At 65.5% G+C, this 26041-nt stretch carries 27 protein-coding genes; 10 read left to right on the top strand and 17 right to left on the bottom strand.

Annotated elements, in window-relative coordinates:
* Positions 1-3: 3 nt before the first annotated feature.
* Positions 4-1656 (bottom strand): phytoene desaturase family protein, encoded by a 1653-nt coding sequence (gene crtI, locus MTAI_RS11740; RefSeq protein ID WP_036196758.1) that lies wholly within the window; start codon positions 1654-1656, stop codon positions 4-6.
* A gap of 84 nt (positions 1657-1740) precedes the next feature.
* On the opposite strand from crtI, the gene MTAI_RS11735 reads away from it, so the two are divergent.
* Positions 1741-2712 carry an NADPH:quinone oxidoreductase family protein gene (locus MTAI_RS11735; protein WP_198525948.1) on the top strand — a complete coding sequence of 324 codons (972 nt, stop codon included), beginning with the start codon at positions 1741-1743 and terminating at the stop codon, positions 2710-2712.
* A complete protein-coding gene (solA, locus tag MTAI_RS11730; protein ID WP_027886505.1) occupies positions 2709-3893 on the top strand; it encodes an N-methyl-L-tryptophan oxidase in 1185 nt (394 codons plus the stop codon). Before MTAI_RS11735 ends, solA begins: the two co-directional genes overlap by 4 nt.
* A gap of 186 nt (positions 3894-4079) precedes the next feature.
* Here solA and MTAI_RS11725 read toward each other — a convergent pair whose 3' ends face one another.
* Entirely contained in the window at positions 4080-4931 is an 852-nt protein-coding gene (locus tag MTAI_RS11725) for an alpha/beta hydrolase (RefSeq protein ID WP_027886504.1), read from the bottom strand.
* 179 nt (positions 4932-5110) lie between these two features.
* On the opposite strand from MTAI_RS11725, the gene MTAI_RS11720 reads away from it, so the two are divergent.
* A complete protein-coding gene (locus MTAI_RS11720; protein WP_027886503.1) occupies positions 5111-5737 on the top strand; it encodes a TapB family protein in 627 nt (208 codons plus the stop codon).
* Between the two features lie 48 nt (positions 5738-5785).
* Here the strand turns inward: MTAI_RS11720 and MTAI_RS11715 are convergent, their stop codons facing one another.
* The 8 genes from MTAI_RS11715 to MTAI_RS11680 form a co-directional block, all read right to left on the bottom strand.
* Positions 5786-6133, bottom strand: coding sequence for a HepT-like ribonuclease domain-containing protein (locus MTAI_RS11715; protein WP_027886502.1), 348 nt, complete (start codon positions 6131-6133; stop codon positions 5786-5788).
* Positions 6123-6410: a nucleotidyltransferase family protein gene (locus MTAI_RS11710; RefSeq protein ID WP_027886501.1), complete on the bottom strand. Its 288-nt coding sequence runs from the start codon at positions 6408-6410 to the stop codon at positions 6123-6125. Before MTAI_RS11710 ends, MTAI_RS11715 begins: the two co-directional genes overlap by 11 nt.
* Before the next feature lie 256 nt (positions 6411-6666).
* Entirely contained in the window at positions 6667-7833 is a 1167-nt protein-coding gene (gene carA, locus MTAI_RS11705; protein ID WP_027886500.1) for a glutamine-hydrolyzing carbamoyl-phosphate synthase small subunit, read from the bottom strand.
* Between the two features lie 77 nt (positions 7834-7910).
* Positions 7911-9005, bottom strand: a complete 1095-nt coding sequence (locus MTAI_RS11700; RefSeq protein ID WP_027886499.1) for a type II toxin-antitoxin system HicB family antitoxin — start codon at positions 9003-9005, stop codon at positions 7911-7913.
* 59 nt (positions 9006-9064) lie between these two features.
* Positions 9065-9610, bottom strand: a complete 546-nt coding sequence (locus tag MTAI_RS11695; protein ID WP_027886498.1) for an N-acetyltransferase — start codon at positions 9608-9610, stop codon at positions 9065-9067.
* Positions 9597-11033 carry an argininosuccinate lyase gene (argH, locus tag MTAI_RS11690; protein ID WP_027886497.1) on the bottom strand — a complete coding sequence of 479 codons (1437 nt, stop codon included), beginning with the start codon at positions 11031-11033 and terminating at the stop codon, positions 9597-9599. Before argH ends, MTAI_RS11695 begins: the two co-directional genes overlap by 14 nt.
* A 13-nt stretch (positions 11034-11046) precedes the next feature.
* Positions 11047-11544, bottom strand: a complete 498-nt coding sequence (locus tag MTAI_RS11685) for a GNAT family N-acetyltransferase (RefSeq protein WP_027886496.1) — start codon at positions 11542-11544, stop codon at positions 11047-11049.
* A gap of 11 nt (positions 11545-11555) precedes the next feature.
* Entirely contained in the window at positions 11556-12749 is a 1194-nt protein-coding gene (locus MTAI_RS11680) for an argininosuccinate synthase (protein ID WP_027886495.1), read from the bottom strand.
* Between the two features lie 287 nt (positions 12750-13036).
* Here MTAI_RS11680 and MTAI_RS11675 point away from each other — a divergent pair, with 287 nt between their 5' ends.
* Complete coding sequence (locus MTAI_RS11675) at positions 13037-13624, top strand: glycerol-3-phosphate acyltransferase (RefSeq protein ID WP_027886494.1); 588 nt, start codon at positions 13037-13039, stop codon at positions 13622-13624.
* Here the strand turns inward: MTAI_RS11675 and MTAI_RS15620 are convergent.
* From MTAI_RS15620 to MTAI_RS11640, 7 genes are read right to left on the bottom strand one after another with little or no spacing between them, the layout of a single operon-like run.
* Positions 13587-14933 (bottom strand): 3-oxoacid CoA-transferase, encoded by a 1347-nt coding sequence (locus MTAI_RS15620; RefSeq protein WP_081698338.1) that lies wholly within the window; start codon positions 14931-14933, stop codon positions 13587-13589. The genes MTAI_RS11675 and MTAI_RS15620 overlap by 38 nt on opposite strands.
* On the bottom strand, positions 14930-16288 hold the full coding sequence (gene pcaB / locus MTAI_RS11665; RefSeq protein WP_027886492.1) for a 3-carboxy-cis,cis-muconate cycloisomerase: 1359 nt from the start codon (positions 16286-16288) through the stop codon (positions 14930-14932). The genes MTAI_RS15620 and pcaB overlap by 4 nt, the downstream gene beginning before the upstream one ends.
* Positions 16289-16291: 3 nt before the next feature.
* A complete protein-coding gene (gene pcaG, locus MTAI_RS11660) occupies positions 16292-16843 on the bottom strand; it encodes a protocatechuate 3,4-dioxygenase subunit alpha (protein ID WP_027886491.1) in 552 nt (183 codons plus the stop codon).
* Positions 16843-17562, bottom strand: a complete 720-nt coding sequence (pcaH, locus tag MTAI_RS11655; RefSeq protein ID WP_027886490.1) for a protocatechuate 3,4-dioxygenase subunit beta — start codon at positions 17560-17562, stop codon at positions 16843-16845. The genes pcaG and pcaH overlap by 1 nt, the downstream gene beginning before the upstream one ends.
* Positions 17555-17956: a 4-carboxymuconolactone decarboxylase gene (gene pcaC, locus MTAI_RS11650; RefSeq protein WP_027886489.1), complete on the bottom strand. Its 402-nt coding sequence runs from the start codon at positions 17954-17956 to the stop codon at positions 17555-17557. Before pcaC ends, pcaH begins: the two co-directional genes overlap by 8 nt.
* On the bottom strand, positions 17946-18740 hold the full coding sequence (gene pcaD / locus MTAI_RS11645; RefSeq protein ID WP_036196737.1) for a 3-oxoadipate enol-lactonase: 795 nt from the start codon (positions 18738-18740) through the stop codon (positions 17946-17948). The genes pcaC and pcaD overlap by 11 nt, the downstream gene beginning before the upstream one ends.
* Before the next feature lie 2 nt (positions 18741-18742).
* Positions 18743-19546 (bottom strand): IclR family transcriptional regulator, encoded by an 804-nt coding sequence (locus MTAI_RS11640; RefSeq protein ID WP_027886488.1) that lies wholly within the window; start codon positions 19544-19546, stop codon positions 18743-18745.
* A gap of 173 nt (positions 19547-19719) precedes the next feature.
* On the opposite strand from MTAI_RS11640, the gene MTAI_RS11635 reads away from it, so the two are divergent.
* From MTAI_RS11635 to MTAI_RS11610, 6 genes are read left to right on the top strand one after another with little or no spacing between them, the layout of a single operon-like run.
* Entirely contained in the window at positions 19720-20907 is a 1188-nt protein-coding gene (locus MTAI_RS11635) for an ABC transporter substrate-binding protein (protein ID WP_027886487.1), read from the top strand.
* A gap of 2 nt (positions 20908-20909) precedes the next feature.
* The gene (locus MTAI_RS11630; protein ID WP_027886486.1) at positions 20910-21773 is read left to right on the top strand and encodes a branched-chain amino acid ABC transporter permease; all 864 of its coding nucleotides are present in this window, start codon (positions 20910-20912) and stop codon (positions 21771-21773) included.
* On the top strand, positions 21770-22720 hold the full coding sequence (locus tag MTAI_RS11625; protein WP_027886485.1) for a branched-chain amino acid ABC transporter permease: 951 nt from the start codon (positions 21770-21772) through the stop codon (positions 22718-22720). The genes MTAI_RS11630 and MTAI_RS11625 overlap by 4 nt, the downstream gene beginning before the upstream one ends.
* Positions 22713-24161 carry an ATP-binding cassette domain-containing protein gene (locus tag MTAI_RS11620; protein WP_051349777.1) on the top strand — a complete coding sequence of 483 codons (1449 nt, stop codon included), beginning with the start codon at positions 22713-22715 and terminating at the stop codon, positions 24159-24161. The genes MTAI_RS11625 and MTAI_RS11620 overlap by 8 nt, the downstream gene beginning before the upstream one ends.
* Positions 24162-24176: 15 nt before the next feature.
* Positions 24177-25511 carry an aromatic ring-hydroxylating oxygenase subunit alpha gene (locus MTAI_RS11615; RefSeq protein ID WP_027886483.1) on the top strand — a complete coding sequence of 445 codons (1335 nt, stop codon included), beginning with the start codon at positions 24177-24179 and terminating at the stop codon, positions 25509-25511.
* Between the two features lie 9 nt (positions 25512-25520).
* Positions 25521-26033, top strand: a complete 513-nt coding sequence (locus MTAI_RS11610; RefSeq protein ID WP_013014931.1) for an aromatic-ring-hydroxylating dioxygenase subunit beta — start codon at positions 25521-25523, stop codon at positions 26031-26033.
* Positions 26034-26041 lie beyond the last annotated feature (8 nt).

Raw genomic sequence — 26041 nt, 5'->3', positions numbered from 1 at the left:
GCCTCAATCCCCGGCGACCGGCTCCGCTGGCTGGGGGGGCTCGAGGCTCCTCTTCTCCTCGCCCATCAGCCCGAAGTCCTCGGCAATCAGTCGGGCGGTCATCTTGGCCGACATCATCACGCTGGGGGTGCCGGCCCCCGGCTGCACGCCCGCGCCCACCAGGTAGAGGTTGGCGATGTCCTCGCTGCGGTTGTGGGGCCGGAAGTAGGCCGACTGGGCCAGGATGGGCTCGGGCCCAAAGGCGTTGCCCAGGTAGCTGTTCAGGGTGTGCTCGAAGTAGTCGGGGGTGATAAAGCTCTTGTGCACCAAACGCTCCATCAGGCCCGGCAGATAGCCGCGCTCGTCCAGGAAGCGGAGCACCTTGTTCACGAAGGGCTCGCCCAGCAGATCCCAGTCCAGCCCGCTGCCGTTGTGGGGCACTGGAATCAGGGTATAGGCGGCGTGGTGGCCGGGCGGGGCCAGGCTGGGGTCGGTGAGGGTGGGGATGTGCAGGTACTGGCTGAAGTCCTTGGCCAGCACCTTGCGCCCGAAGATGTCCTTGAGCAGCCCCTCGTAGCGCGGCCCCAGGATGATGTTGTGGTGGCGCAGCTTCTGGCCCTCGGTTCCGTCGGCTTTGAAGCCGAAGTAGATCACCACCAGCGACATGCTCTGGGGCCGCTTCTTCACAATGATGTCGGAGTGCCAGAAGCGGTACTGGGGCTCGATGAGCTTCAGGTAGGTGTGGGCGTAGTCGGCGTTGGAGACCACAATATCGGCCTCTAGCACGCTGCCATCGGCCAGGGTGACGCCCTTGGCGATTTTCTTTCGGCCCTCCCGCACCACGTTGATCTTCTTGACCTCGGCGTTGTAGCGCATCTGGCCGCCCAGCTCCTCGAACTTTTGCACCAAACCCCGCACCAAAGCCCCGGTACCCCCCAGGGCAAAATGGATGCCCCAGGTTTTCTCCACAAAGTGAATCATGGCGTAGATGGCCGGCACGCTGAGGGGGTTGCCCCCGATCAGCAGGGTCTCGAAGCTGAAGACCTGGCGCAGCTTGGGCGATTTGAAGTATTTGCGGGCGAAGCTGAACAGGGTGCGCACCGCGTCCAGCCGTAGCAGGTCGGGCACGATGCGCAGCATGGTGCCCAGGTCGCCGAAGTGGGTGTAGCCGAGCTCGAGGAACCCCCGCTGGAAAATGGCCTTGGCGTCGGCGTGGAAGCGCTCGTAGCCCTCGAGGTCGCCCGGCTCGCCCAGCGCCTTGACCTGCCGGCGGGTGTTCTCGGGGTCGCCGTCGTAGTCGAAGAAGGTGCCGTCGTCGAAGTAGATGCGGTAAAAGGGCCGAATGGGGACGATCTGAACATAGCGGCTGGTGTTGGGCCCGCCGGAGATACCCGTTGTTATACGTTTGTCGTCGCCCAGGATCTCAGGGGGGAAGTCAGGGGGATTTAGGTTGGGCCGGCCCCGCTCGAGGCTAAACAGCTCCTCGATGAAGTGCGGCACGGTGATCACGGTGGGCCCCATGTCGAAAGTGAAGCCGTCCACCTGCCGCACGTAGGCCCGCCCGCCGGGGCCGTCCAGTTTTTCTACAATGGTGGTATCGAAGCCCAAACTTTGCAGGCGGAGCCCCATGGCCAGGCCTCCGATACCCGATCCAATCACAATGGCCGTTCTCGTCATATCAAGGCCAAGGATACCCCCAGGGGCCCGGGGCATTTTTCGGTGGAGCTACATTTCGCGATTTATGCGCTTATGCTGTACAACATGAAAGCCATTCAGGTACAGCGCGCAGGCGGCCCCGAGGTTCTGGAGCTTACCGATCTTCCCAAGCCCAGCCCCGGCCCTGGGCAGGTGCTGATCCGGGTCGAGGCCGCGGGGCTCAACTTTGCCGATATCCTCTATGTGGCCGGTGAGTACCTGGTGCGCACCCGCTACCCCACGGTGCCGGGCATGGAGTTCGCGGGGTTTATCGAGGCCCTGGGCGAAGGGGTGGAGGGGTTGCAGCCAGGGGCACGGGTGGCGGCCCTGGGGGGCAGCGGCGCTTTTGCCGAGTATGCGGTGGTGCCGGCCCGTTCGGTGCTGCCGCTGCCGCCCCAGATGAGCGCAGCCGAGGCCGCGGCCTTTCCGGTCTCCTACTTCACCGCCTACTTTGCCCTGCGAACCCAGGCCCGGGCCCAGCCCGGCGAATGGGTGCTCATTCAGGCGGCTGCCGGTGCGCTGGGCACAGCGTCCATTCAGATTGCCAAGCAGATGGGCTTGCGGGTGATCGCCCTGGCCAGCAGTGAAGAAAAGCTGGCCCTGTGCCGCCGCCTGGGGGCCGATGTAACCCTGCTCAACACCCAGGACAGCCTGCTCGAGGCTGTCAGGAACGCCACCGAGGGCCACGGGGTGGACGTCCTGATGGAGGTGGTGGGGGGCGCGGGTTTCGCCCAGAGCCTCAGGATGCTGGCCTACAGGGGCCGCTTGCTGGTAATCGGCTCGGCCTCGCGCGAGATGGCCCAGATGCACCCGGTGGGCCTGATGAAGGGGAACCAGAGCGTGATCGGGGTCTGGCTCACCCCCTTCCTGAGCGACCCCGCCGAGATGCAGGCCGCTGTGGATTTTCTGCTGCCCCTGGTGGCTTCGGGCCAGATCAGGCCGGTGGTGGGGGAGCGCTTCAAGCTGGAAGAGGCCGCCGAGGCCTTCCGCTTCGTGCTGAGCCGAAAGAACACCGGAAAGGTGATCCTGGAGCCATGAACAGCGCCGATGTGGTGGTGGTGGGCCTGGGCGCGATGGGCAGCGCCAGCCTGTATCAACTTGCCAGGCGCGGGGCCAGGGTAATCGGAATAGATCGTCATGTGCCCCCACATAACTATGGCTCCAGCCACGGCGAGACCCGCATCACCCGGCAGGCCATTGGGGAGGGGGCGGCGTATGTGCCGCTGGTGTTGCGCTCGCACCAGATCTGGCGCGAGCTCGAGGCCCAGACCGGGGCCTCGCTTTTCCTGGCCTGTGGGGGCCTGATGCTAAGCAGCCCGGTGGGCGAGGCCCTGCACCACGGCAAGCCGCAGTTTCTGCAGTGCACCATCCAGGCGGCCCGGCAGTTTGGGATCCCCCACGAGGTTCTGGACGCGGCCCAGATCGAGGCGCGCTTTCCCCAGTTTGGCCTGAAGGGCGACGAGACCGGCTACTACGAGCCGGGGGCCGGGCTGCTCTACCCCGAGCGCTGTATACAGGTTCAGCTCGAGCAGGCCCAGCGCCTCGGCGCCAGCCTGCACACGGGTGAAAGGGTGCAGAGGATGATCCCCCAAGCCGATGGGGTCTGGGTCGAGACTGATAAGAACCGCTACACCGCCGCCAAAGTGGTCGTAAGCGCGGGGGCCTGGGCAGCCGACCTGCTGGGCGAGCCCTTCAAGCGGGTGCTCCGGGTCTACCGTCAGGTGCTGTTCTGGCTCGAGGCCCGGGATCCCCAGACCTACGCACCGGGGCGGTTCCCCATTTTTATCTGGATGTTTGGCAGCGGCGAGGGTGAGCACTTTTATGGCTTTCCCCAGGTTGCCCAAGGGGTGAAGGTGGCCACCGAGCAGTCGCGGGTATCCACCCACCCCGACCAGGTCGAGCGCAGCGTGCAGGGGGCCGAAACCCAGGCCTTCCTCGAGCGCTACGTGCAGGGCCGGCTGAAAGGGCTGGGCCCCGCCTGCCTTAAAAGCGCCACCTGCTTGTACACCTGCACCGCCGATGGCGACTTCATCCTCGACCACCACCCCGATTCCGAGCGCATCCTGGTGGCCTCGCCCTGTTCAGGCCACGGGTTCAAACACTCGGCGGCGGTGGGGGAGATCATGGCCGAACTGGCCCTGGAGGGGCAAAGCACCCTGGATATAACCCCCTTCCGCCTGAGCCACAGGCCGCCATGGGCTCATAACGTTTCCGCTTGAGTCCTTGGCTGCCATGCGTAGTCGAAGGTGAAGGATTCAAAAGGATAGCCTCTGGAGGTCTTTGCTTTGGATGACCATCTTTTTGAATCCGCTACCGGCAGTACTGCCGGATCAGGCCTGGAATTTCAACACCGGGGGCGCGGCGCGGTGCCAGGCCAAGCCCGCGGTCGGGCTACCGCACGGCCGCTACCCTTGCTGCGCTTCGATCTTATCGCCAAACAAAAAACGCATCATCTCGGGAAAACGTCGCGCCCAGTGGCCTTCGTTGTGCACGCCCTCCGGGTCTTCCAGATAAAGATAATCGTGGCCGGGCTGCCAGCCTTTCTGTAGTAGCAGGCGGTGCATGCGCCGCACCCCATCCAGGTATTGGCGGCTGCTCACGTGCGAGAGGGTGAGCTCACGGAAGCCCACATCCATGTAGAGCTTGCCGGGCACCTGAGGGGCTTTTTCCACAAAGCTGTAGATGGCCCCATCGGCAAACCAGAATGCGGGGCTTACCAAGCCCGCTTTACCAAAGATCTCGGGGTGCATGTAGTAAGCGCAAAGACTGATAAAGCCCCCCATCGAGGAGCCCACCACAGCGGTATGCTCGCGGTCGGGCAGGGTGCGGAACTCGTCGTCGATGAAGGGCTTGACGGTCTCGACCAAAAACTTGAGGTACTTCCCGCCCTTACCGCCCCCATGCTTGGGGTCGTGGAAGGGGCTGTATTCGTTGAGGCGCTCCACCCCCATGTTGGGAATGCCCACCACAATGACCTCTATCCCTTCTCGAGCCAGCATCTCCATGCTCTCGTCCACCTGCCACTCGCCCACATAGCTGGTGGCCTCGTCGAAGAGGTTCTGGCCATCGTGCATATAGAGCACCGGGTAGCGACGGCTGCTTTTACGGTAGGAAGGCGGCAGGTAGACCAGGATGTCACGCTGATTGCCCAGTTGTGGGCTGCGCAAGTCCTCGTAGACCAGCACCTCCCCCACCACGGTGTGACCGGGGCCGGTGGGGTGGGGTTTCCATGTTTGTGCCTGAGCGAGATAGCCCATTGGGGTATTGTACGGGCTTGCCGCCCAAAGTCGAGCATAAGCGAACAGGCTTTCCCCTGCAAAGCACCCCGGGCGTTCTGCTGGCCCGTGGTATTGGGCGGTTAACGATTTCTTGAGCAAGGGGGATTTTGTCAGATGCTTCCACATCTCCCCGAAGCTAAAAGCCCACCATTGGGGGTATGAAAGCCTGGGTTTTTGGCATGGTGCTAGGGTTGGGTGGCCTGGCTTTGGGCAATGTGTGCTCGAGCCCCTTCTACCCCACCGATCCCAGCCTGCGCTGGCGCTATCGCGAATTGAGCAGCAACCAAACCTACGTCCAAACCTTTACACCCACAGGCTCCAGCACCCTGCTCGAGCAACGCCGCTACCCCGACCGCACCGAGACCACCCAGTGGGTGTGCACCCCCCAGGGCTTGCGCACCTTGCCAGAGGGTGAGCGGGCCATTCCGGGGGGTAGCCTGCGGTTCACCAAGTTGACGGGCGTGATCATCCCCAGCGGTGAAACCTGGCTGGTAGGGGGGCGCTGGGCCTACCGCTATGAGTTGAAGGGAAGAATAGCATTTTTCGATCTCACCGGGTTCCTCGAGGTCGAAAACCGCATCGTGGCGAAAGAGAGCATCACCGTAGCCGCCGGCCAGTTCGAAGCCCTGCGGGTCGAGGCTGTGTTTCGAGGTGAGTTCGGCATCGGCCTCAGCGGCAAGGCCACCTATTGGTTTGCCGAGGGGGTGGGGGTGGTCAAGCAGGTCAGCGAGGGCAATTTGGGCGGGCAGAGCAGTGAGCTGCTGGAGTTCAGGCGCGGTGGATAACCAATAAATCTGCGCTTTCAGCCAAAACCCGCACAGGACACTTGGGAGCTACTCGGAAGCCTCATTGGCGAGCATCTTTCCAATAGCCTGTTCCAGAGGCTCTAGTTCATTTTCAATCACGTCCCAAAGCACCCGGCTATCCGTGGAGAAGTAGGCATGAACCAGTACATCTCGCATCCCCGCAATCAAGCGCCAAGGGATTTCGGGCTGCCGGAGACGCAACTCGTCTGGGATTTGCTTAACCGCTTCACCTATGACTAAAAAATTGCGAATACATGCATCTACAACTAGCTCATTTTGATCAAAATCCTCGAAGGCCAGACCCTGGGTATAGCGGCGAATGCGGGCGATAGCCTCAAGGATGTCCTGAAAGTACAGGTCTAGCCTAAGCGACACGCTTCATGTCTCCCTCGAGCTCCTTACGAAGCCGGGGTTTGAGGCTTCTTAGGGTAGCCAGATCAACAGCCATACCAAGCCAGTCCTCGAGGGCCAGCTTGAGCCCTACGAAATCACGCAACGTGTAGCGCTCGAGTTCAACCACAAAGTCAACATCGCTGCCGGGCCGTGCCTCCCCCCTGGCCACGGAACCCACAATATAAAGCTGCCGAACCCCAAACGCATGCAGCTCGGCTTGGTGGTCTTTCAAGATATTTTCCAGCCTCGAAAGCGTCACAGCGTTATTGTAGCAAGGCTAGAGCATTGAAAATAGCTCTGTGAAGAGCGTTCTGGGGCATCTCCTCAAAGCACGAGAATAACTGAGGTTCGCGCCAAACTTCTGACCCCAGAATTAGGCTTGAGGCCAATAGCTGTGGGTACGCCTGCACACCAAAACGCGCTACCGATTTGCCGCAAAGCTCAACGCGGTGACTGGTTTTGTGCCGGTTCAAATGCAGCAGCGCCTATCACCACAACAAAGCGGAAATATTGCACTAAATCCCCAGCCCCCCCACGCGCTGCTTCTCTACGGGCATCCCGGTCAGGCCGTTGAAGGCATCCACTTCTTCCAGGAAGCGGTGGAAGAGGTAGATGGAGTCGTGGGGGCCGGGGCAGGCCTCGGGGTGGTACTGCACGCTGAACACCGGGTAGCGCAGGTGGGCCATGCCCTCCAGGGTGCCGTCGTTGAGGTTGATGTGGGTGGGCTTGAAGTCCTTGAGGGTGTCGGGGTCGACGGCGTAGCCGTGGTTCTGGCTGGTGATCTCGATCTTGCCGGTGAGCAGGTTCTTGACCGGGTGGTTGGCCCCCCGGTGCCCAAACTTGAGCTTGAAGGTGCGCCCCCCGGCGGCCAGGCCCAGGAGCTGGTGGCCCAGGCAGATGCCAAAGGTGGGCAGGAGGCCCATCAGCTTCCAGAGGGTCTCGTGGGCGTAGCGGGGCATGCTGGGGTCGCCGGGGCCGTTGGAGACGAACAGGCCGTGGGGCTCCAGGGCCATGATCTGTGCGGGGCTGGTTTTGCCCGGCACCACGATCAGCTCGAAGCCCAGCTCGGCCATGTAGCGCATCTGGGCGTGCTTGATGCCGAAGTCCATCACCACCACCCGGCGCTGCCCCTTGAAGGTGGGAAACTGGTAGGGCAGCGGGGTGGAGACCTCGGGGGTCATGTCGCGCCCGTCGATGTCGGTCCATTTGCGGGCTTCCTCGCGCAGGGCCGCGATGTCCTCGGGGGTAAAGCGGTAGCTGGGCGAGCCGAAGTGGGTGGCGTGGGCAATCACGCCTTTCATCACCCCGCCCTCGCGGATTTTGCGCACCAACGCGCGGGTGTCAATGCCCTCGAGGCCGATCACCCCCGTATCGCGCATGAACTCTTCCAGGCTCTGCTGGGCGCGGGGGCCGGCGGTGTACTTGCTGAACTCCCGCGCTACAAACCCCCGCACCCAGGGCCGGTTCGACTCCATGTCGAAGACGTTCACCCCGTAGTTGCCCTGGTGGGGGTAGGTCATCACCACGATCTGCCCGTTGTAGCTGGGGTCGGTCAGGATCTCCTGGTAGCCGGTCTGGGCGGTGTTGAACACCACCTCGCCCACGCTCTTGCCGCGGTGCCCGAAGGCGTAGCCGTGGTAGGTGGTGCCATCTTCCAGAACCAAAACTGCGCGTTCTCTCATGCCAGCGCCTCTCTTCTCAAACGAACAATATACAGGTTTTTTGCAAATCTATGCAATCTTGGCTCTCACCCTGGCAACTAGCCCAGCAGGCGCTCGAGCCGCTCGGGCAGGGTTTTCTCGTTGACGAAGGTAAAGCCCCACTGGCGGCTTAGCTCGTCCAGCACGGTCTCGGGCACGCCCAGGAGCAGGTACAGCACCTGCTTGGCGGGAATGCGCAGGTCGGCGGCGATGCGCTGGTGGCGCTCGAGGTTCTCCTCGTAACCCCCGGTCTTGCACTCCAGAAGCAGGAAGAGCTGGGGGGTGCGCAGCAGCAGGTCTACCTCGAAGCGGTCGCCGTTGGGATAGAGCAGCACCGGGTTCAAAAGCAGGTCGTGGGGGATGTTGCGCCGCCGCAGGGTGAGCTGCACCACCTGGCGGGCGTAGCGCTCGAGCCAGCCCCCCGTCAGAAGGCTGCGGGTCTTGCTGTCGTCGGAGAGGCGGCCGTATATGCGGCGCTGTTTGGAGCTGTAGGTATAGCTCTTGAGCAGGCCCCCCTCCTTGAGCAGGGTGCACAACTGGGTGTTGGTGCCGATGTCCTGCTGGCTGAGCGAGGCCAATGAGTACTGGAACTCGCCGCCATTCTTCTGGGTGGCGGCCTTGAGCTTCTGGTAGAGGCCCTCGAGCGAACTGTAGCGCTCGCCTAGGAAACTGCTCACCCGCTCAAAGATTTTTTCCTCGGCCTCGCTCAGGCCGTTGTGGGCGGGTTGTAGACCCAGCCCCCCCTCCTGCACATACTCGGAGATGCGCAGCGAGGGCCGCCGGGCCTCCGGGGTTCGTGGTTTTTCCGGGCTTCCGCCCCCGCGCCGCAGCAGCCGCACTTCCTCGAGGATGGTGCGGGCGGTCTGGAGGATGGTCTGCTCGACCAGGCTGGCGCTGGGGTGAATCTCCAGGGCCAGGGCCTGCAGGGCGCCAGAGGCCCCCGGTATCTCCGGCAGGGCCTCGTGGGCCAGCAGGGTGCGGGCTAGGTAGAGCTCGAGCTCGTCCTGTAAGCGCTCGCGGCACTCCTCAAAGGTGCGCCCCCGCACCATCACACCGCTCAAGCCCGGCACACTGGCCTCGATAAACCCACCCTCGCTTGGTTTGTAGCGGGCCTGCCGCAGCGCCGCCGAGAGGTATTCGCTGATCAATCCCATACCTTCCGATTCTAAAGGTTAGCCCGGGTGCGCCGGGCCACATAGCGGGATTGTCCGGTTCATGCCCCGGGCTTGCGGTAGGCGTTTTCCGGATCCAGCACCTTGGTCACCCCGATCTCGCGGCAGTTGTCGTAGAAGGGGCAGGCGCTGCACTCGGCGAACACCTTGGGCGGGAGCTGCTCGCGGGTGGTCACCTGGTAGCCCAGGGAGGTAAAAAACCGCACCTGCAGCGTCCAGGCGAAGATCTGGGGGATGCCCAGGTCTTTGGCCTCGCGCTCGGCGGCCAGGGCAATCCAGCGGCCCAAGCCCTGCCCTTGCCGCTCGGGGTGGATGGCCAGACCGCGCACCTCGGCGATGTCGTGCCAGAGGATGTGCAGGGCCCCGCTGCCCACAATCTGCCCGTCCTCGTCTTCCAGCACGAAAAAGTCGCGCAGGTTTTCGTACAGGTGGTTGTGGCTGCGCACCAGCATCAGGCCGCGCTCGGCCCAGTACTTGATGAGGGTGTAGATCGGCTCCACATCCTTCATCCGGGCCTTGCGCAGCTCCACCTGGGCGTTCCAGCGCACCTTGGGCAGCACGGTGGTTCCAACTTCAATCGTGCTCATCTCTCTCTAAAGCCTCCCCCATCCCGCTTGATTCTTCGAGCTCGAGCCTGGCCTGCCGCAAAGCCTCCCGCACCGCCTCGGGCGCGGTGCCGCCGTAGCTTCGTCGCCGGTGGATGGCGGTTTCCAGGCGGGTGAGCGGCAAGGCATCCTCGCCAAACAGCGGATGAAACGCTTGCAGCTCGGACAGGCTCAGGTCGCAGAGCTCTTTGCCGCGATCGAGGCAGTACCGCACGATGCGCCCTACCACGTGGTGGGCTTCGCGGAAGGGCAGGCCGTGCTCGGCCAGGTAGTCGGCCAGCTCGGTGGCCAGCGAGAAGCCCGACTCGGCGGCCCTGCGCATGGGCTCGGGTTTCCAGGTCAGGCCCGGCAGCATGGCGGCCAGCAGCTTGACCGAGGCCCGGTAGGTGTCCACCGCGTCGAAGAGGGGTTCTTTATCCTCCTGCAGGTCTTTGTTGTAGGCCAGGGGCAGGCCCTTGGTCAGGGTGGCCAGCGCCACAAAGCTGCCCAGCACCCGGCCCGCCTTGCCCCGGATGAGCTCGGCGTGGTCGGCGTTTTTCTTCTGGGGCATGATGGAAGATCCGGTGGAGAAGGCATCGGGCAGCTCGGCGAAGCCGAACTCGGCGGTGGTGTAAAGCACGATCTCCTCGGCCAGGCGCGAGAGGGTGATCTGGCCGATGGCTAAAGCCGCCAGCACCTCGAGCACGAAGTCGCGCGAGGCCACCGCGTCCATGGAGTTGCGCATGGGGCGCTCAAAGCCCAAAGCCCGGGCGGTGGCGTGGCGGTCGATGGGGAAGCCGGTGCCGGCCAGGGCCGCCGCCCCCAGGGGCGACTCATTCAGGCGCCGAAGGGCGTCCTGCAGGCGGCCGGCGTCGCGGGAGATCATCTCGTAGTAGGCCAGGAACCAGTGCGAGAGCAGCACCGGCATGGCCCGCTGCAGGTGGGTGTAGCCGGGCAGGATGAGGGGGGGCTCGAGGTACTTCTCGGCCTCCTGCAGCAAAACCTTGCGCAGCGCCTTGAGTTCGTCCAGTAAGCGGGTTAGCTCGCCCCGCACCCACAGGCGCAGGTCGGTGGCCACCTGGTCGTTGCGGCTGCGGGCGGTGTGCAGCTTGCCCCCCACCGGGCCCACCCGCTCGATCAGGCGGGCCTCGATGTTCATGTGCACGTCCTCCAGCTCCTCCCGCCACTGGAAGCGGCCCTCCAGGATCTCCTGCTGCACGTCCAGAAGGCCCTGGCGGATCTGGGCCTCTTCCTCGGGGGTCAGGATGCCCTGCTGGGCCAGCATGGCCGCGTGGGCCAGCGAGCCCTGGATGTCCACCAGGGCCAGGCGCTTATCGAAGCTCCAGGAGGCGTTGAACTCCTGGGCGATCCGGCTGGGGGCCTCGCTGAAGCGGCCGCCCCAGGTTTTTTGGGTTTCCTGGCTCAAACCTTCCTCCTCGTCACGACTGCACCTCGAGCTTTTTCGACATCACAAAAGGGGGCGGGGTCTGGGGGTTGGGCATGCTGTAGCGCAGATTGGGGTCGTAGGTAAAGCCAAACTGGGTGTACCACTTCAGGAGTTTGGGCTGGTCGTGGCGCACGGCCAGCCGCAGCTCCCTGGCCCGCAGCTCGAAGGCCTGCCGCAGCAGGGCTTCCATCAGCCGGTGGGCCACCCCCTGCCGGCGGTACCCGGGCAGCACCCCCAGCCTCCGCACCTCCCACACCCCCCGCTCCAGCGGATCCGGGTGCCGTACCAGGCGCACCGTACCCACCACCACTTCTCCATCCAGGGCCACCCAGCCGTAGCCGCGCTCGAGGTCGGCCCGCACCTGCTCGAGGCTTTCCCGATGCCCCGAGGAGTCCCCTGCCACCCGGTCGGCCCAGGCCTGCCGCACCACCTGGGCCATGGCCGCTGCATCGGCAGGGGTGGCGGGGCGAACGCATACCTGGGCGGCCATGCCGGGCTCCCTCAGTCCTTCGGTTGAGCTTTGGCCCGTACCCGCAAGCGCAGCGAGTTGAGCTTGATGAAGCCGTCGGCGTCGGCCTGGTTGTAGCCACCTTTCTCGTCGAAGGAGACCAGGCTCTTGTCGTAGAGCGAGAGGGGCGACTTGCGCCCGGCCAGGATGATGTTGCCCTTGTAGAGCCGGAAGCGCACCGTGCCGCTGACGCTCTTGGCCACGTGATCCATGTAGGCCTGCAAAGCCTCGCGCTCGGGGGCAAACCAGAAGCCGTTGTAGACCAGCTCGGCGTACTTGACCGAGAGCTGGTCGCGCTGGTGCAGCACCTCACGGTCGAGGGTGAGGCTCTCGACGGCCCGCCGCGCGTGGTAGATCAGGGTGCCGCCGGGGGTCTCGTAGACCCCGCGCGACTTCATCCCCACGAAGCGGTTCTCCACCAGATCCACCCGTCCGATGCCGTGCCGCCCGCCAATTTCGTTGAGTTTTGCCAGGAGATTGGCAGGGCTAAGCCGCTCCCCATTCACCGCCACCACATCCCCACCTTCGACCTGAATTTCCACCAGCTCAGGCTCGTCGGGGGCCTGCCAGGGGTCCTGGGTCAGGCGGAACATCCCGGCCGGCGGCTCGGCCCAGGGGTCTTCCAGCACCCCGCCCTCGAAGGAGTTGTGCAATAGGTTGGAGTCCACGCTGTAGGGCTTCTCGAGGGTGGTGGGCACCGGAATCCCGTGCATGGCTGCATACTCCATCATCTGGGGCCGGCTCACCAGGTTCCACTCGCGCCAGGGGGCGATTACTTTGATGTCGGGCTTGAGGGCGTAGGCGGTCAGCTCGAAGCGCACCTGGTCGTTGCCTTTGCCGGTCGCCCCGTGGGCGATGGCCTCGGCCCCCTCCTCCTGGGCAATGCGCACCAGGTGCTTGGCAATCAGCGGGCGGGCGATGGAGGTGCCCAGCAGGTAGTAGCCCTCGTAGAGCGCCCCCGAGCGCATCATGGGAAAAACAAAGTCGCGCACGAACTCCTCGCGCAGATCCAGGGCATAGGCCTTGCTGGCCCCGGTCTGGAGGGCCTTGCGGCGGGCCTCCTCGACCTCCTCGCCCTGGCCGATATCGGCGGTGAAGGTGATCACCTCGGCGTTGTAGTTTTCGATGAGCCACTTAAGGATGATGCTGGTGTCCAGACCGCCGGAGTATGCAAGCACGATTTTCATTCATTCACCTCGGAACGGGCTATAGGCCCCACACAAAGCCATACAGTACCGCCAAACCGCCCTGGATACAACCCGGGCATGAAGTATAAGGATACATACCCCACCCAGCCCGGTCAAGGTGGTTTTGTCCGGAAAATAGCAGGCTGTGCGGCAGCGGTCTGCGAAATGGGCCTGCATCAAGATGCCGTCGCCGGCCCACACCCACACGCATAAGCAGGGGGTAAGGTTGCATAAATGTTCAAAGCTTCGGCGCGCCCACCCCACTGCCATCTGATAGCCTGAAGGCTATGGAATGGCTTTATGCGGCCCTGGGCGGTTATCTGCTGGGTTCACTGCCTTTTGCCTACTGGTTTGGGGTGCTGCAAAACAAAAATCTGCTGCAGGAAGGCTCGGGCAACATCGGGGCCACCAACGCCTGGCGGGTGCTGGGGGCCGTGCCGGGGCTGATGGTGCTGGTGCTGGACGTTTCCAAGGGCATTATGGCGGTGGCGCTGGGCGAGTTTCTGGTGCGCGACCCCGGCGGCGGGCTGCTGGCCGGGGCCCTGGCGGTGCTGGGGCACTGCTACTCGCTGTGGCTGCTGGGGCGTGGGGGCAAGGGCATCGCCCCTTCGGTGGGGGTCTTGTTCGCGGTCCAGCCAGCCCTGCTCGCGGCCGCTTTGGGGCTGTTTGGGCTGGCCTTTTTGCTGACGCAGAGCCGCTACCGGGGTGTGGTGCTGGCAGCGCTGGCCTTTCCACCGGCGGCGCTTCTTATCGGCGGTAGCCTTTCTTATCTGTGGTTTGGCTTTGGCCTGGCTCTGCCGGTGGTGCTCAGGTATCTGGGCGACTGGAACCGCCAGCCTACCGCAAGGCCTCCACAAAGCGGGCCGAGGTCTTAGCCCTGACCTCCTCGAGGGTCACTCCCGGCATCAGCTCGAGCAGGGTCAGACGCCCCTCGGGGTAGCCAAACACCGCCAGCTCGGTAATGACCAGATCCACCGCGCCCACCGCGGTGAGCGGCAGGGTGCACTCCGGTACGATCTTGGGGGAGCCGTCGGGGTTGGTATGGGTCATGGTGATGATGAGCTTTTTAGCCCCCGAGGCCAGATCCATGGCCCCTCCCACCCCCAGCAGGGGCTTGCCCGGAACGGCCCAGTTGGCCAGGTTGGCCTTTTCGTCCACCTGCAAACCACCCATCACCGCCACGTCCACATGCCCCCCGCGAATCATGGCAAAGGAGTCGGCGCTATCGAAGTAAGAGGCCCCGGGCAGGGCGGTCACCGGGATTTTCCCAGCGTTGACCGGGTAATCCATGGCCCCCCCTTCTTCCGGGGCCGGCCCCACGCCCAGCATCCCGTTCTCGGTGTGCAGGATGATGCCCATCTCCGGGGTGATCAGGTCGGCAATCAGGGTGGGGATGCCGATGCCCAGGTTGACCACCTGTCCGGGCTTCAGCTCCTGCAAAGCCCGCTGGGCCATGCGCAGGCGCAGGGGATCCACCTTTTTACTGGAGTTTTCGATGGAGGCGGAGGAGCCCAGATCCTCGGGGGTCATCCTGGCCTCCACCAGGTAGTCCACGTAGCAGCCCGGGGTGTGGATCTGGTCGGGGTCCAGGGCCCCCACCGGCACGATCTGCTCCACCTCGGCGATGACCAGGTCGGCGGCGGTGGCCATGGCCTTGTTGAAGTTCTGCTCGGTCATGCGGTAGACCAGGTTGCCGGCCTCATCCGCCTTCCAGGCCCGGATAAAGGCCACATTGCCCCGGATGGGCTCGACCAGCACGTAGGTCTTACCACCTATCACGCGGGTCTCCTTGCCCTCAGCCAGCAGGGTTCCGGCCGCGGTGGGGGTGTAGAAGCCGCCCAGACCCGCCCCCCCGGCCCGGATGGCCTCGGCCAGCGAGCCTTGCGGCAGCAGTTCCACCTCGATGGCCCCGCTCTGTGCAGCCTGCACGGCCTCGGGGTTGGAGGTGAAATACGAACCGATGGCCTTGCGAATCTGGCCGTTGCGCAGCAGCCGGCCCCCTCCCAGCCCCGGCTCGCCCACGTTGTTGGCTACGTAGACCAGGTTTCTGACCGAGGTCTCCGCCAGGGCGTGCAGGAGGTGCACCGGATTGCCGGTCATGCCAAAACCCCCCACCAACAAAATATCGCCATCTTTGACCATCGAGGCCGCTTCCTGCGGCGTAATTCGCGGTACTCGCTTCACCTTACTCCCTCCTCTGCGGGCTGGCCCAGCAGCCGATTGGCTTCCTCCAACACCCGCTCGGTAAAAACCCGGCTCGAGCCCAGGTAGGCTTCCTCGCGCAGGGCCGCCCAGTCCAGCGGCGCCTGCACCCGCTCCTGCACCACCTCCAGCAGGTGCCGCCCCTCCGCCAGCGCCACCTGGGCTGCCTCGCGTACCAGGGCCTTGGCCTGGGTTCCCAGGTGCTCGAGCAGGGCAAAGCTCAGGGCCTCGGCCAGCAGCAGCCCCCGCGAGGCGGCCAGGTTGGCCCGCATCCGCTCGGGGTGGACGGCCAGGTTCTGGCTTAGAAACACGGCCTGGTTGAGGGCCACCCCGGTATGGGCCAGCATCTGCGGCAGCGTCAGCCACTCGAGCTGCCAGGCGTGGGTGGCCCGCTCGTGCTCGGCTATCAGGGCCTGGTGCATGGCCGCGAGCAGGGCGGCGTTGGCCCGGGCCGCGGCGATGATCACCTCGCTTTTGATGGGGTTGGACTTCTGTGGCAGGGTCGAAGAACCGCCCCGGTCGGGCTCGAGGCTCTCGTGCACCTCACCCACCTCGTTCTGGGCCAGCAGAATAACGTCCTGGGCCATCTTGGCCAGGCTCCCGCTGAGCATTGAGAGCCAGCCGGCCAGCTCGGCCAGGCCGTCGCGGGCGGTGTGCCAGGGCAGCAGAGGGGCCTTGAGCCCCAGCGCCTGGGCCAGTCCTTCCATCACCGCGACCCCGTGCGGCCCCAGCGCGGCCAGGGTGCCCACCGCCCCTCCCATCTGCACCACCAGCACCCGTTCTCTGAGGGCCTGCAGCCGCTCCAGATGCCGCAGCAGGGGGGCCATCCAGCCGGCCACCTTATAGCCAAAGGTGATGGGCAGGGCCTGCTGGCCGTGGGTGCGCCCCGGCATGGGGATCTCGAGGTGCTGCCGGGCCAGCCGGGCCAGGCCTTGCAGGCTCTCGCGCAGCCGTCCCTCCAGCAGCTCCAGCGCTGCGCGTAATTGCAGTACCAGCGCGGTATCCAGAATGTCCTGGGTGGTGGCCCCCAGGTGCAGGTAGCGGCCGTACTCCGGCCCCAGGTGGGCCTGGAGCTGGGCCACCAGGCCGGCGATGGGCACCCCGTCCCGCTCGGTCTGCCGGGCCAGGCGCTCCCAGTCGGGGGTAAAGCCGGCCAGTTGGCCGATGGCCTGGGCGGCCTCCGGGGGGATGAGCCCCAGCCGGGCCTCCACCCTGGCCAGGGCTATTTCGACCTCGAGCACCCGCTTTAACCAGTTTTCTTCGGAAAAAATCTCGGCCAGGGCCGGGTCGCCAAAAACCCCCGACCAGACCCTCGATTCGTGCGGCAAAAACGGCATGGTTTACAAATCGAAAAAGATCGTCTCGCCCTCGCCCTGCAGGCGTATATCCCAGCGGTACACCACCCCGCTGGGCAGCTCGCAGCGCTGGGCCACCAGGGTCTGGCGCCGCACGGGGTCGAGCCCGGCAAAGACCGGATCCTGGGTGTTGTCGTGGTCGGAGAAGTACACCCGGGTGACCGCGTGAATCAGCATGCCGCGGGCGAACACCCGGACGGCTATACAGGGCACCGGGCTGGGCGGAACCGGCCCCGGCTTGATGGTCTGGAAGCAAAAACCCTCGCCGGTGGTGCCCGAACGGCCAAAGCCCTTGAAGTGGGGGTCGGCCTGGGCGTACTGCGGATCCGCCGGGTGGCGGAAGCGCCCATGGGCGTCGGCCTGCCAGATCTCCACCAGGGCATCGTCTACCGGCTCACCGTCCCCGTCGAGCACCCGGCCTTTCAGGGTGATGCGCTCCCCCAGGGTCTGCTCGTCGACCAGAATGTTACCGCCCTCGCGTACCAGGGCAAAGGCGAAGAAGGGGCCCACGGTCTGGCTGGGATACTGTGCGCGCATCAGTGGCCTCCCGGTTCAAAGTAGGTCTGGTCGTAACCGGCCAGCACGATGTCGAAGCGGTAGCCCAGGGCCCACTCGGGCTGGGTGGTTTCCAGGTCGAAGCGGGAGATCAGGCGCGAGCGGGCCTTGGTGTTGGGAATCCCCTGGTAGATGGGATCGTACTCCAGCAGTGGGTCGCCAGGAAAGTACATCTGGGTCACCAGCCGCTCGCTGAAATTGCGCCCGATCAGGGAGAAGTGGATATGGGCAGGCCGCCAGGCGTTGAAGTGGTTCTTCCAGGGGTAGGCCCCCGGTTTGATGCTGATAAAGCGATAAAACCCCTTCTCGTCGGTGAGGGTGCGGCCCGCGCCCACGAAGTTGGGGTCTAAAGGCGCGTCGTGCTGGTCGTTTTTGTGAACGTAGCGCCCGGCTGCATTGGCCTGCCAGATTTCAATCAAGACCCCTGGCACCCCGCGCCCGTTCTCGTCGAGCACCTGCCCGGTAACGATGATGCGTTCGCCCAGGGGTTCCCCGTTTTTGGCCGCGTTTTTGGTGAGGTCGTGGTCGAGGGGCCCGATATCCCCTTCGCCGTACACCGGGCCGGTGCGCTCCATCAGCGAGGCCGCGAGGGGCACCAGGGGGTGGTGGGGGGCCCTGCGCACCGTGGCTACATAGGGTGCGTGCAGGTAGGGTGGCTGGATGCTCCAATCTAAAACGCCTTTATGACCTGCTTCACTCATGGCTTCCTCCTGTAGGCTCAAGCAACCCCATTTCCACGTAGGTACGCTTGGCTACTGCAAAAGCGCTGTTGGCCGCGGGAAGACCCGCGTACACGGCCACCTGGTGCAGGGCCTCCCGCACCTCAACCAGGCTCACCCCGGTACGGGCCGTGGCCCGGATGTGCATGGCCAGTTCGTGTTCGTGGCCCAGGGCCGCCAGCAGGGCAATGGTGATCAGGTGGCGGGTTTTGCGATCGATGCCCCCCCGTTGCCACAGCTCACCCCAGGCATACTCGGTAATGAAGCGCTGGAAGTCGGCGTCGAACTCGGTTTTGCCGGCCTCGGCCCGTTCGACATGGGCCTCCCCCAGCACCGCGCGGCGGGTTTTCATGCCCTGCTGATACCTATCGGACATAGCCCAACTCCTTTAGAAAGCTACGGATGTGCTGCCCCACCAGCGCGGGGGCCTCCACGCAGGGCAGGTGGGCGGTCTGGGGGATCAGCTCGAGCCGGGCCCCCAGCCCCTGCGCCAGTTCTCGCGAAAGCTCGGGCGGGGTGGCCTTATCCAGCTCGCCGCACAGCACCAGGGCCGGCCTCCGGATACCGCCCAGCCAGGGGCGCAGGTCGCCGTCGCGCAGGGCCGCGCAGGTGCCCAGATACCCCTCCACCGGGGTGCGGCTCAGCATGTTGTAGTAGCCCGCGGCCTCGGCCTTCCGCCGGGTAAAAAAATCCTCGCTGAACCAGCGGGCGATCACCGTACGGGCCACCTCCGGCAGACCCTGTTGCCGGATGGCGGCCATCCGCTCGTTCCACGATTCCTCGCTGCCGATGCGGGCCCCGGTATCGCACAGCACCAGGGCCTCGGCCCGCTCCGGCCAGCGCCGGGCAAAGTCCAGGGCAATCAGCCCCCCCACCGAGATCCCCACCAGAACCGCCCGGTCTATGCCCAGGCGCTCGAGCAGGGCCGCAAGATCCGAGCTGTGATCCTCCAGGGTGTAAGGCCCCACCGGCGCGTCGGAAAGGCCATGGCCCCGCAGGTCGTAGCGCAGCACCCGGCAGCGCCCTTCCAGCGAGGCCACCACCCCATCCCAGATGCGCAGATCGCTGCCCAGCGAGTTGAGGAAGACCAGGGTGGGCGAACCCTCGCCCTCGAGCCGGTAGTGCAAGGTCAGGTGGTCTAGGTTTGCAAAAGAAGCCATGTTTATATCCCCAGCAACGGTGTGAGCCCGTGGGCTGCGCGCTGCAGCACGGGTAAAAAGCGCTCGAGCATCTCCTCTTTGCTCACCCGTCCGGCCTGTACCCCTACGTTCATGGCTGCCAGCACCTTTCCGCGGGTGTTGCGCACCGGCACCGCAATCGAGCGCAGGCCCAGTTCCAGCTCCTGATCCACCAGGGCGTAGCCCTGGGCCCGCACCCGCTCCAGCTCCGCCCGGAGGCGCAGCGGGTCGGTCAGGGTATGGGGGGTGAGCGGCAGCAGGGGCGTATTGTCCAGGTAGGCCCTGAGCTGATCCGCTTCCAGGGCCGCCAGCAGCACCCGCCCCATCGAGGTGCAGTAGGCGGGCAGGCGGCTGCCCACCCCCAGCCCGATGGAGATCACCCGGCGGGTGGCGGCACGGGCGATGTAGACGATCTCGCCGTCCTCCAGGATGCTGGCCGAGCAGGACTCGTGCAGCTCCTCGCTCACCTGCTCCAGCACCGGCTGCAGGAGCCGGGGCAAAGGGGTAGAGGACAGATAGGCATGGCCCAGGCTGAGCACCTTGGGGGTGAGCCAGAAAAACTTGCCGTCGCTGGCGACGTAGCCCAGGGCCTGCAGGGTGAGTAAAAAGCGGCGGGCGGTGGCCCGGTTGAGCTCGGTGCGCCGGGCCACCTCGCTGATGGTCAGGCGCTCGTGCTGCTGGTCGAAGCTGCGCATGACTGCCAGGCCTCGAGCCAGCGCCTCCACGAAAAATCGCTCCTCCGGGGCCGTATCGGCCTCTTCCGGGATCGGGGGCGCTTGCAGGTTCATGTCGGCTAGTGTAGCATACACTTGTTCGCAAGATGTATATATGTTCGCTATACGAACAAATGCAGGGCTTTTAGTACCGGTGTCGGCTTAGGGTTTACAAGATTGTTGACAATCTAGCTGACCATTTGCTAAGCTGGCGGCACTGGTACAAGCAAAAAAGCAGGGAGGTCAAAATGGCCACAATACGTCGCAGGCAGTTGATCAAGGCGGGGCTCGGGCTAGCGGGGCTGGCAGCCTCGAGCCGCTTTTCCTTCAGCCTGGCCCAGCAGGAACCCATCCGCATCGGGGTGGTGCTCTCCTACTCGGGGCCATACGCCCGGCTGGGCCAGGAGATCACCCGCGGGATGGAGCTCTACCTGGAAAAAGTGGGCTACCAGGCGGGGGGCCGGCGCATCCAGCTCTTGAAAGAAGACGAGGAGGCCGACCCCGCGGTGGCGGTGCGCAAAGTGCGCAAGCTGGTCGAGCAGGATCGCGTCAACCTGCTGAGCGGCATCATCCTCTCATCCTCGGCCTACGGCATCCGGGACTACGTGCACGAGCGGCAGATCCCCCTGATCATCGCCAACGCCGCGGCCAACGGCATCACCCGCGAACGCCGGAGCCCCTACATCTTCCGCACCTCCATCAGCGCCTGGCAGCAGCACTACCCCATGGGCCCCTGGGTGGCCCGCAACGTCGGGAAAAAGGTCTTTTTGCTGGCCCTGGACTACGCCTTTGGTAAAGAAGCCACCGCTGCCTTCAAAGAGGGCTTCCTGCAGGCCGGCGGGGAGCCGGTGGCCGAGCTGTACACCCCCCTGGGCAGCACCGACTACAGCGCGGTGATCTCGCGCATCGCCGCGGCCCGCCCGGAAGCGGTGCACGCGGTGCTTTCCGGTAGCGATGCGGTCATCTTCCTGCGGCAGTTCATCCAGTTTGGCCTCAACCGCAGCATCCAGCTCGCGGTAAGCGGCGAGGTGACCGATGAAAACGTGCTCGAGGCCATCGGGGATGCCGCTTTGGGAGCCAAGAGCGCTGACCACTGGGTCTATACCCTGAACAACAGCGCCAACCGGGAGTTCATCCGGGCCTACCGGCAGAAGTTCAACGCGGTGCCCAACCACTTTGCCGTGCGGGGCTACGATGCCATGCAGTTTATCGTGGACGCCATCAACACCGTGCAGGGCGATCTGAGCAACCGCCAGCGGCTGCTTGGGGCTATTGAAAGCGCCAAGATCATCAGCCCGCGGGGCTTTGTGCAGATGGATCCGGAAACCAACAACGTTACCCAGCACGTCTACGCCCGGGAGGTAGCCCGCATTGATGGGGTACTGACCAACCGCCTGCTGGCCGACCTGGGCACCATCCGCGACCCCGGTAAGTAAGCATGCTGCTGCTCCTGCTTACCCAACTGCTCAACAGCCTGGCCTTTGCCATGCTGCTCTTCCTGCTGGCCCTGGGCCTTTCCCTGATCTTTGGGGTGGCCCGGGTGGTCAACCTGGCCCATGGGGCCTTTTACCTGCTGGGGGCTTACCTGGGGCTGGCCCTGGGGGCCAGCCTGGGTAGCTTCTGGCTGGTGCTGTTGTTGGTACCCCTGCTGGTGGGCCTCCTGGGGGTCTTGGTGGAACGCTTTCTCTTGCGGGGTTTGCACGGACGGGAGCTCGAGCAGGTCTTGGTCACCATCGGCCTGGGCTTCATTCTGGCCGACCTGCTGCGGGCTTTCTTCGGCGCGGCCATCCGCTCCGTGCCGCCCCCCGCCGAGCTGGCGGGGCCGCTTTTCCTGGGGTCGTTCATCTACCCCAAGTACCCGCTGTTCGTGCTGGTGATGGGGGTGCTTTTGTTCCTCCTGGTGCGCCTGCTGCTGGCCAGAACCCCCTTCGGCGTGCAGGTGCGGGCGGTCACCGCCGACCCCGGCATGGCCAGCACCCTGGGCATCCAGCCGGCCCGGGTAAGCTTGCTCACCTTTGGCATCGGCACGGCCCTGGCCGGGCTGGGGGGGGTGGTGGGGGCCCCCATGATCGCCCTGGCCCCCGGCCTGGACGCCCAGATGACCCTGTTCGCCCTGATCGTGGTGGTGATCGGTGGTCTGGGGCGCATCGAGGGGGCCTTCTGGGGGGCCATCCTGGTGGGCCTGGTGGATGGCTTTGGGCGACTTTTCTTGCCGCAGTTGGCAATGTTTTTGATCTTTGCCCTGATGGCCCTGGTGCTGGCCCTGAAGCCCGAGGGTCTTTTGGGTAGGAGGCTGGCATGATGGCCGGGCTGTCGCGTGAGGTTCGCGCTGGGGGCACGGCGCGGCAGGGCCTGCTGCGCTGGGGGCTGGTGGGGCTGCTCCTGCTGCCGCTGGCCCTGGGGGGCTATCCGCTGTACCTGGCTACGGAAGCGGCCCTGCTGGGCCTGGCCGCGGTGGCCCTGAGCCTGCTGCTGGGCCACGGTGGGGTGCCTTCGCTGGGGCAGGCCGCCTTTTTGGGGCTTGGGGCCTATACGGTCGGCCTGGCCCTCAAGGCGGGGCTTCCTTTGGGGCTGGCCTTGCTGCTCGCACCTTTGGTGGCCGCCCTGCTGGCCCTGCTGACCGGCCTGCTGGTCTTCCGCACCCATGGCATCTTCATCCTGATGCTGACCCTGGCCTTCGGGCAGATGGTCTACTCGGCGGCCCACAAATGGACCGGCCTCACCGGGGGGGATGATGGGCTGAGCCTCTCCGGGCTCTCCATCCACCCGGTGCTGCTGCACCTGGTGGCGGTGGGGGTGCTGCTGGCCGCGGTGGGTGGTTTGCGCGCACTGCTGCAGACCCCGTATGGCAAGACCCTCGAGGCCATCCGGCAGAACGAGGAAAAAATCCGCTCCCTGGGGGTGCCCACCTTTTACTACAAGCTCTCCCTGTACCTGCTTACCGCCGCGCTCACCGGCCTGGCTGGCAGCGGGCTGGCCCTGCACCGCAGCTTCATCAGCCCCCACGACCTCTTCTGGCTGACCTCGGCCACCCTGATGGTCATGGTGCTGCTGGGCGGCAGCCGGGGCCTCTGGGGGGCGGTCTTTGGGGCTTTGCTCTATACCTTCGTGCAGGCCTGGGTCAGCTCGTTTACCGATCTGTGGGGGTTGTTTGTGGGTAGTTTGCTGGTGCTGACCGTGTTGTTTGCCCGCGAGGGGCTGTGGCCCCTGCTGGAACGCCGTCTGGGAGGGGGCCGTGGCAATGCTTAGGGTCGAGCAGGTCAGCAAGGCCTTTGGGGGGCTTCTGGCCCTGGCCGGGGTGAGCCTCGAGGTCACCCCCGGCGAGCGGCGGGCGGTCATCGGGCCCAACGGGGCTGGCAAGAGCACCCTGTTCAAGGTGATGGCGGGGGAACTGCGGCCCAGCCAGGGGCGGGTTTTTCTGCAGGGGCGGGAGGTGAGCGGGATGCCCCAGGAACGGGTGGCCCGGCTGGGGCTGGGCCGAACCTTCCAGCGCTCCAACGCCTTCCCCGAGCTTCTGGTCTGGGAGAACGTGGCCCTGGCCCAGAAGGCCGCCCAGGGTCAGAGCGCCACCCTCGGCCAGCCCCTGAGGCCGGAGCCGGGGGTGCAGCGGGTGCTGGAGCAGGTGGGCCTGGCTGAGCGGGCCCATGTGGTAGCCAGCCAGCTTTCGCACGGGGAGAAGCGGCAGCTCGAGATCGCCATGGCCCTGGTGCAAAACCCTTCGGTGCTGCTGCTGGATGAGCCCCTGGCCGGGCTTTCCGGGGCCGAGCGGGAGCGGATTGGGGAGCTCATTCTGGGACTGGATCCTCAGATGACCGTGCTGCTGGTGGAGCACGACCTGGAGTACGCCCTGCGCTTTGCCCAGCGGGTCACGGTTCTGCACTACGGCCAGGTAATCGCCGAGGGCAGGCCGGAGGCGATCCGGCAGAACCCCCAGGTGCAGGAGATCTATGTGGGGGCGGGCTGGGCCGTTGAAACCGGGGCAGCAACCACCCAAGGCCCGGAGGTGCTGCGGAGCGAGGGGCTCTGCGCTGGCTACGGGGCTATGCAGGTGCTCTCGGAGGTGCGGCTCGAGGTCGCCCAGGGCGAGGTGGTGGCCCTCCTGGGGCGCAACGGTATGGGCAAGACCACCCTGCTCTCGGCCCTGATGGGCCTGCTGCCTTTGCAGGAAGGGGAGGTGTTTTTTCTGGGCCAGGGGGTTGGCCGCCTGCCCCCCCACCGCCGGGCCGCGCTGGGCCTGGCCCTGGTGCCCCAGGGCCGGCGGATGTTCGACGGGTTGAACGTGGAGGAAGAGCTGCAGATGGCGGCCTGGGGTCAGCGGGGGCGCTGGACGGTGGAGCGGGTGCTGGAGGTCTTTCCGAGGCTGGCCGAGCGCCGCCGGAGCCCCTCGAGGGCCCTTTCCGGCGGGGAGCAGCAGATGGTAGCCATCGCCCGCGCCCTGCTGCGCAACCCCCGGCTGGTCTTGATGGACGAGCCCACCGAGGGGCTCTCGCCCCTGATGGTGCGGCAGGTGGCCGAGATTATACGCACGCTCAAGGCAGAAGGTGAGACCGTGTTGCTGGCCGAGCAGAACGTGCAGATGGCCCTTTCGGTGGCCGACCGGGTCTACATCCTCGAGCACGGCCAGGTGGTCTGGGAGGGCCGGCCCCAGGAGGCCAGCCAGGCGGTGCTGCACCGCTACCTGGGCGTCTGAGCGAGGTGAGTGCGGATGGCAAGAATCAAAACCGGGGTCTCCCCGCGGCTCAACCAGATGCTGGAGGAGCTGCTCGAGGGCATCGAGGATGGGCTGGTGCCGGCCTGGATCTTCAACGATCCGGAGCTTTTCGAGCTGGAGCAGCAGAAGATTTTCAGCCGTTCCTGGGTCTATATGGCCCATGAGTCGGAGATTCCCCAGGCAGGGGATTACGTGCTGCGCTACGTAGCCAACAACCCCTACATCGTGGTGCGGGGGGAGGACGGGGCGGTGCGGGCCCTGCTGGACATGTGCCGCCACCGGGGGATGCGGGTCTGCCGGGCGGAGCTGGGCAACGCCAGCCATTTCCGCTGTCCCTTCCACGGCTGGACCTACCGCAACGATGGGAGACTGGTGGGGGTGCCAGCCGAGCGCGAGGCCTTCGGCCCCGGCTTCGACAAGGCCGAGTGGGGGCTTCGCCCCATCCCCCGCCTCGAGGTCTTCGACGGGATGATCTTCGGCAACCTGGACCCCCAGGCCCCCCCGCTGGAGGAGTGGCTGGGCGAGATCCGCTGGTACCTCGAGCTCGTCACCAAGCGCAGCCCGGCGGGCCTGGAGGTGCTGGGGCCGCCCCAGCGCTGGGTGGTGAACACCGACTGGAAGCTGGCCCTGGAGACCTTCCTCAGCGACAGCTACCACACCCTCATGACCCACCGCTCGCTGATCGAGCTGGGCATCGCCCCCAAGGACGCCAAGTACGCCATGTACGGCGAGCAGATCCACATCCCCGGCAAGGGGCACGGCAGCATGGTGGTGGGCGCCCCGCCGGGGGCCAAGCTGCCGCCCTTCTGGGGCTACCCCGAGGAGATGATGGAGCGCTCCAAAGCCTCCTACCCCAGCCGCGAGCAGTTCGAGACCGCCAAGGAGACCCGCATCCTGCTGGTCACCCTCTTTCCCAACTTCTCCTTCCACAACCCCATCCGCAAGCCCGACCACAAGTACCAGGGCACCGTGCCCATGCTGACCTTCCGGGTCTGGCACCCGCTGGGCCCCGGCCGCATCGAGATCTTCTCCTGGGCCCTGGTGGAAAAGGACGCACCGGACTGGTTCAAGGAGAAAACCCGCCACTCCTACCTGCGCTTTTTCGGCTCCTCGGGCACCTTCGAGCAGGACGACACCGAGATCTGGAGCCACGTGGCCCACAACGCCAGCAGCAGCCAGGGCCGGACGCTGCGCCTCAACTACCGCATGGGCCTCTCCCTCGAGCCCGACCCCAACTGGCCGGGGCCGGGGGTGGCCTACGGCCTCAACTTCACCGACGCCAACATGCGCAACTTCCACCGCCGCTACGTGGAGATGCTGCTTTCCTAGAGGTAGCCCATGGATCGCACCCAAGCCTTGCTCAACACGCTGTACCAGGAGGCCGAGCTGCTGGACGAGGGGCAGTACCGCCAGTGGCTGGGCCTGCTGGCCGAGGACATCTGCTACCGCGTGCCGGTACGGGTCACCAAGGAGCGCGGCCCGGAGGGCGGGGTGAGCGGGGTGATGGAGGGGATGTACCACCTCGACGAGGACTACACCTCGCTGGAGATGCGGGTCGCGCGCCTCGAGACCGGCTTTGCCTGGGCCGAAGACCCCCCCTCCCGCCTGCGGCACTTCGTCACCAACGTGCGCATCGGCGACCCCCAGCCCACCCCGCAGGGCGAGGAAAGCGCGGTGCGCTCCAACCTGCTGGTCTTCCGCAGCCGCTGGGATCGCCCCGACTACACCCTGCTCGCCGCCGAACGCCGCGACGTATGGCGGTACAGCCCGGCAGGCTGGCGGCTGGCCCGCCGAACGGTGATCCTGGACAGCGCCACCCTGCCCACCCACAACCTGGCCTTTTTCTTCTAGGGGGTTCC

It is taken from the genome of Meiothermus taiwanensis WR-220, from assembly GCF_003568585.1.
Lineage (GTDB): Bacteria > Deinococcota > Deinococci > Deinococcales > Thermaceae > Meiothermus > Meiothermus taiwanensis.
The sequence above is the reverse complement of the archived record's forward strand: the minus strand, read 5'-3'. Positions and strand labels throughout refer to the sequence as shown.

Bases quoted from the DNA above. Each gene is read 5' to 3' on its own strand.
- MTAI_RS11615 (WP_027886483.1), top strand. From the start codon at position 24,177: ATGGCAAGAATCAAAACCGGGGTCTCCCCGCGGCTCAACCAGATGCTG.
- MTAI_RS11630 (WP_027886486.1), top strand. From the start codon at position 20,910: ATGCTGCTGCTCCTGCTTACCCAACTGCTCAACAGCCTGGCCTTTGCC.
- MTAI_RS11725 (WP_027886504.1), bottom strand. From the start codon at position 4,931: ATGGGCTATCTCGCTCAGGCACAAACATGGAAACCCCACCCCACCGGC.
- MTAI_RS11695 (WP_027886498.1), bottom strand. From the start codon at position 9,610: ATGAGCACGATTGAAGTTGGAACCACCGTGCTGCCCAAGGTGCGCTGG.
- crtI (WP_036196758.1), bottom strand. From the start codon at position 1,656: ATGACGAGAACGGCCATTGTGATTGGATCGGGTATCGGAGGCCTGGCC.
- MTAI_RS11625 (WP_027886485.1), top strand. From the start codon at position 21,770: ATGATGGCCGGGCTGTCGCGTGAGGTTCGCGCTGGGGGCACGGCGCGG.
- MTAI_RS11675 (WP_027886494.1), top strand. From the start codon at position 13,037: ATGGAATGGCTTTATGCGGCCCTGGGCGGTTATCTGCTGGGTTCACTG.
- MTAI_RS11680 (WP_027886495.1), bottom strand. From the start codon at position 12,749: ATGAAAATCGTGCTTGCATACTCCGGCGGTCTGGACACCAGCATCATC.
- carA (WP_027886500.1), bottom strand. From the start codon at position 7,833: ATGAGAGAACGCGCAGTTTTGGTTCTGGAAGATGGCACCACCTACCAC.
- pcaC (WP_027886489.1), bottom strand. From the start codon at position 17,956: ATGTCCGATAGGTATCAGCAGGGCATGAAAACCCGCCGCGCGGTGCTG.
- MTAI_RS11720 (WP_027886503.1), top strand. From the start codon at position 5,111: ATGAAAGCCTGGGTTTTTGGCATGGTGCTAGGGTTGGGTGGCCTGGCT.
- MTAI_RS11700 (WP_027886499.1), bottom strand. From the start codon at position 9,005: ATGGGATTGATCAGCGAATACCTCTCGGCGGCGCTGCGGCAGGCCCGC.
- MTAI_RS11620 (WP_051349777.1), top strand. From the start codon at position 22,713: ATGCTTAGGGTCGAGCAGGTCAGCAAGGCCTTTGGGGGGCTTCTGGCC.
- MTAI_RS11685 (WP_027886496.1), bottom strand. From the start codon at position 11,544: ATGGCCGCCCAGGTATGCGTTCGCCCCGCCACCCCTGCCGATGCAGCG.
- MTAI_RS11640 (WP_027886488.1), bottom strand. From the start codon at position 19,546: ATGAACCTGCAAGCGCCCCCGATCCCGGAAGAGGCCGATACGGCCCCG.
- MTAI_RS11635 (WP_027886487.1), top strand. From the start codon at position 19,720: ATGGCCACAATACGTCGCAGGCAGTTGATCAAGGCGGGGCTCGGGCTA.
- MTAI_RS11735 (WP_198525948.1), top strand. From the start codon at position 1,741: ATGAAAGCCATTCAGGTACAGCGCGCAGGCGGCCCCGAGGTTCTGGAG.
- pcaG (WP_027886491.1), bottom strand. From the start codon at position 16,843: ATGCGCGCACAGTATCCCAGCCAGACCGTGGGCCCCTTCTTCGCCTTT.
- pcaD (WP_036196737.1), bottom strand. From the start codon at position 18,740: ATGGCTTCTTTTGCAAACCTAGACCACCTGACCTTGCACTACCGGCTC.
- MTAI_RS11610 (WP_013014931.1), top strand. From the start codon at position 25,521: ATGGATCGCACCCAAGCCTTGCTCAACACGCTGTACCAGGAGGCCGAG.
- pcaH (WP_027886490.1), bottom strand. From the start codon at position 17,562: ATGAGTGAAGCAGGTCATAAAGGCGTTTTAGATTGGAGCATCCAGCCA.
- pcaB (WP_027886492.1), bottom strand. From the start codon at position 16,288: ATGCCGTTTTTGCCGCACGAATCGAGGGTCTGGTCGGGGGTTTTTGGC.
- solA (WP_027886505.1), top strand. From the start codon at position 2,709: ATGAACAGCGCCGATGTGGTGGTGGTGGGCCTGGGCGCGATGGGCAGC.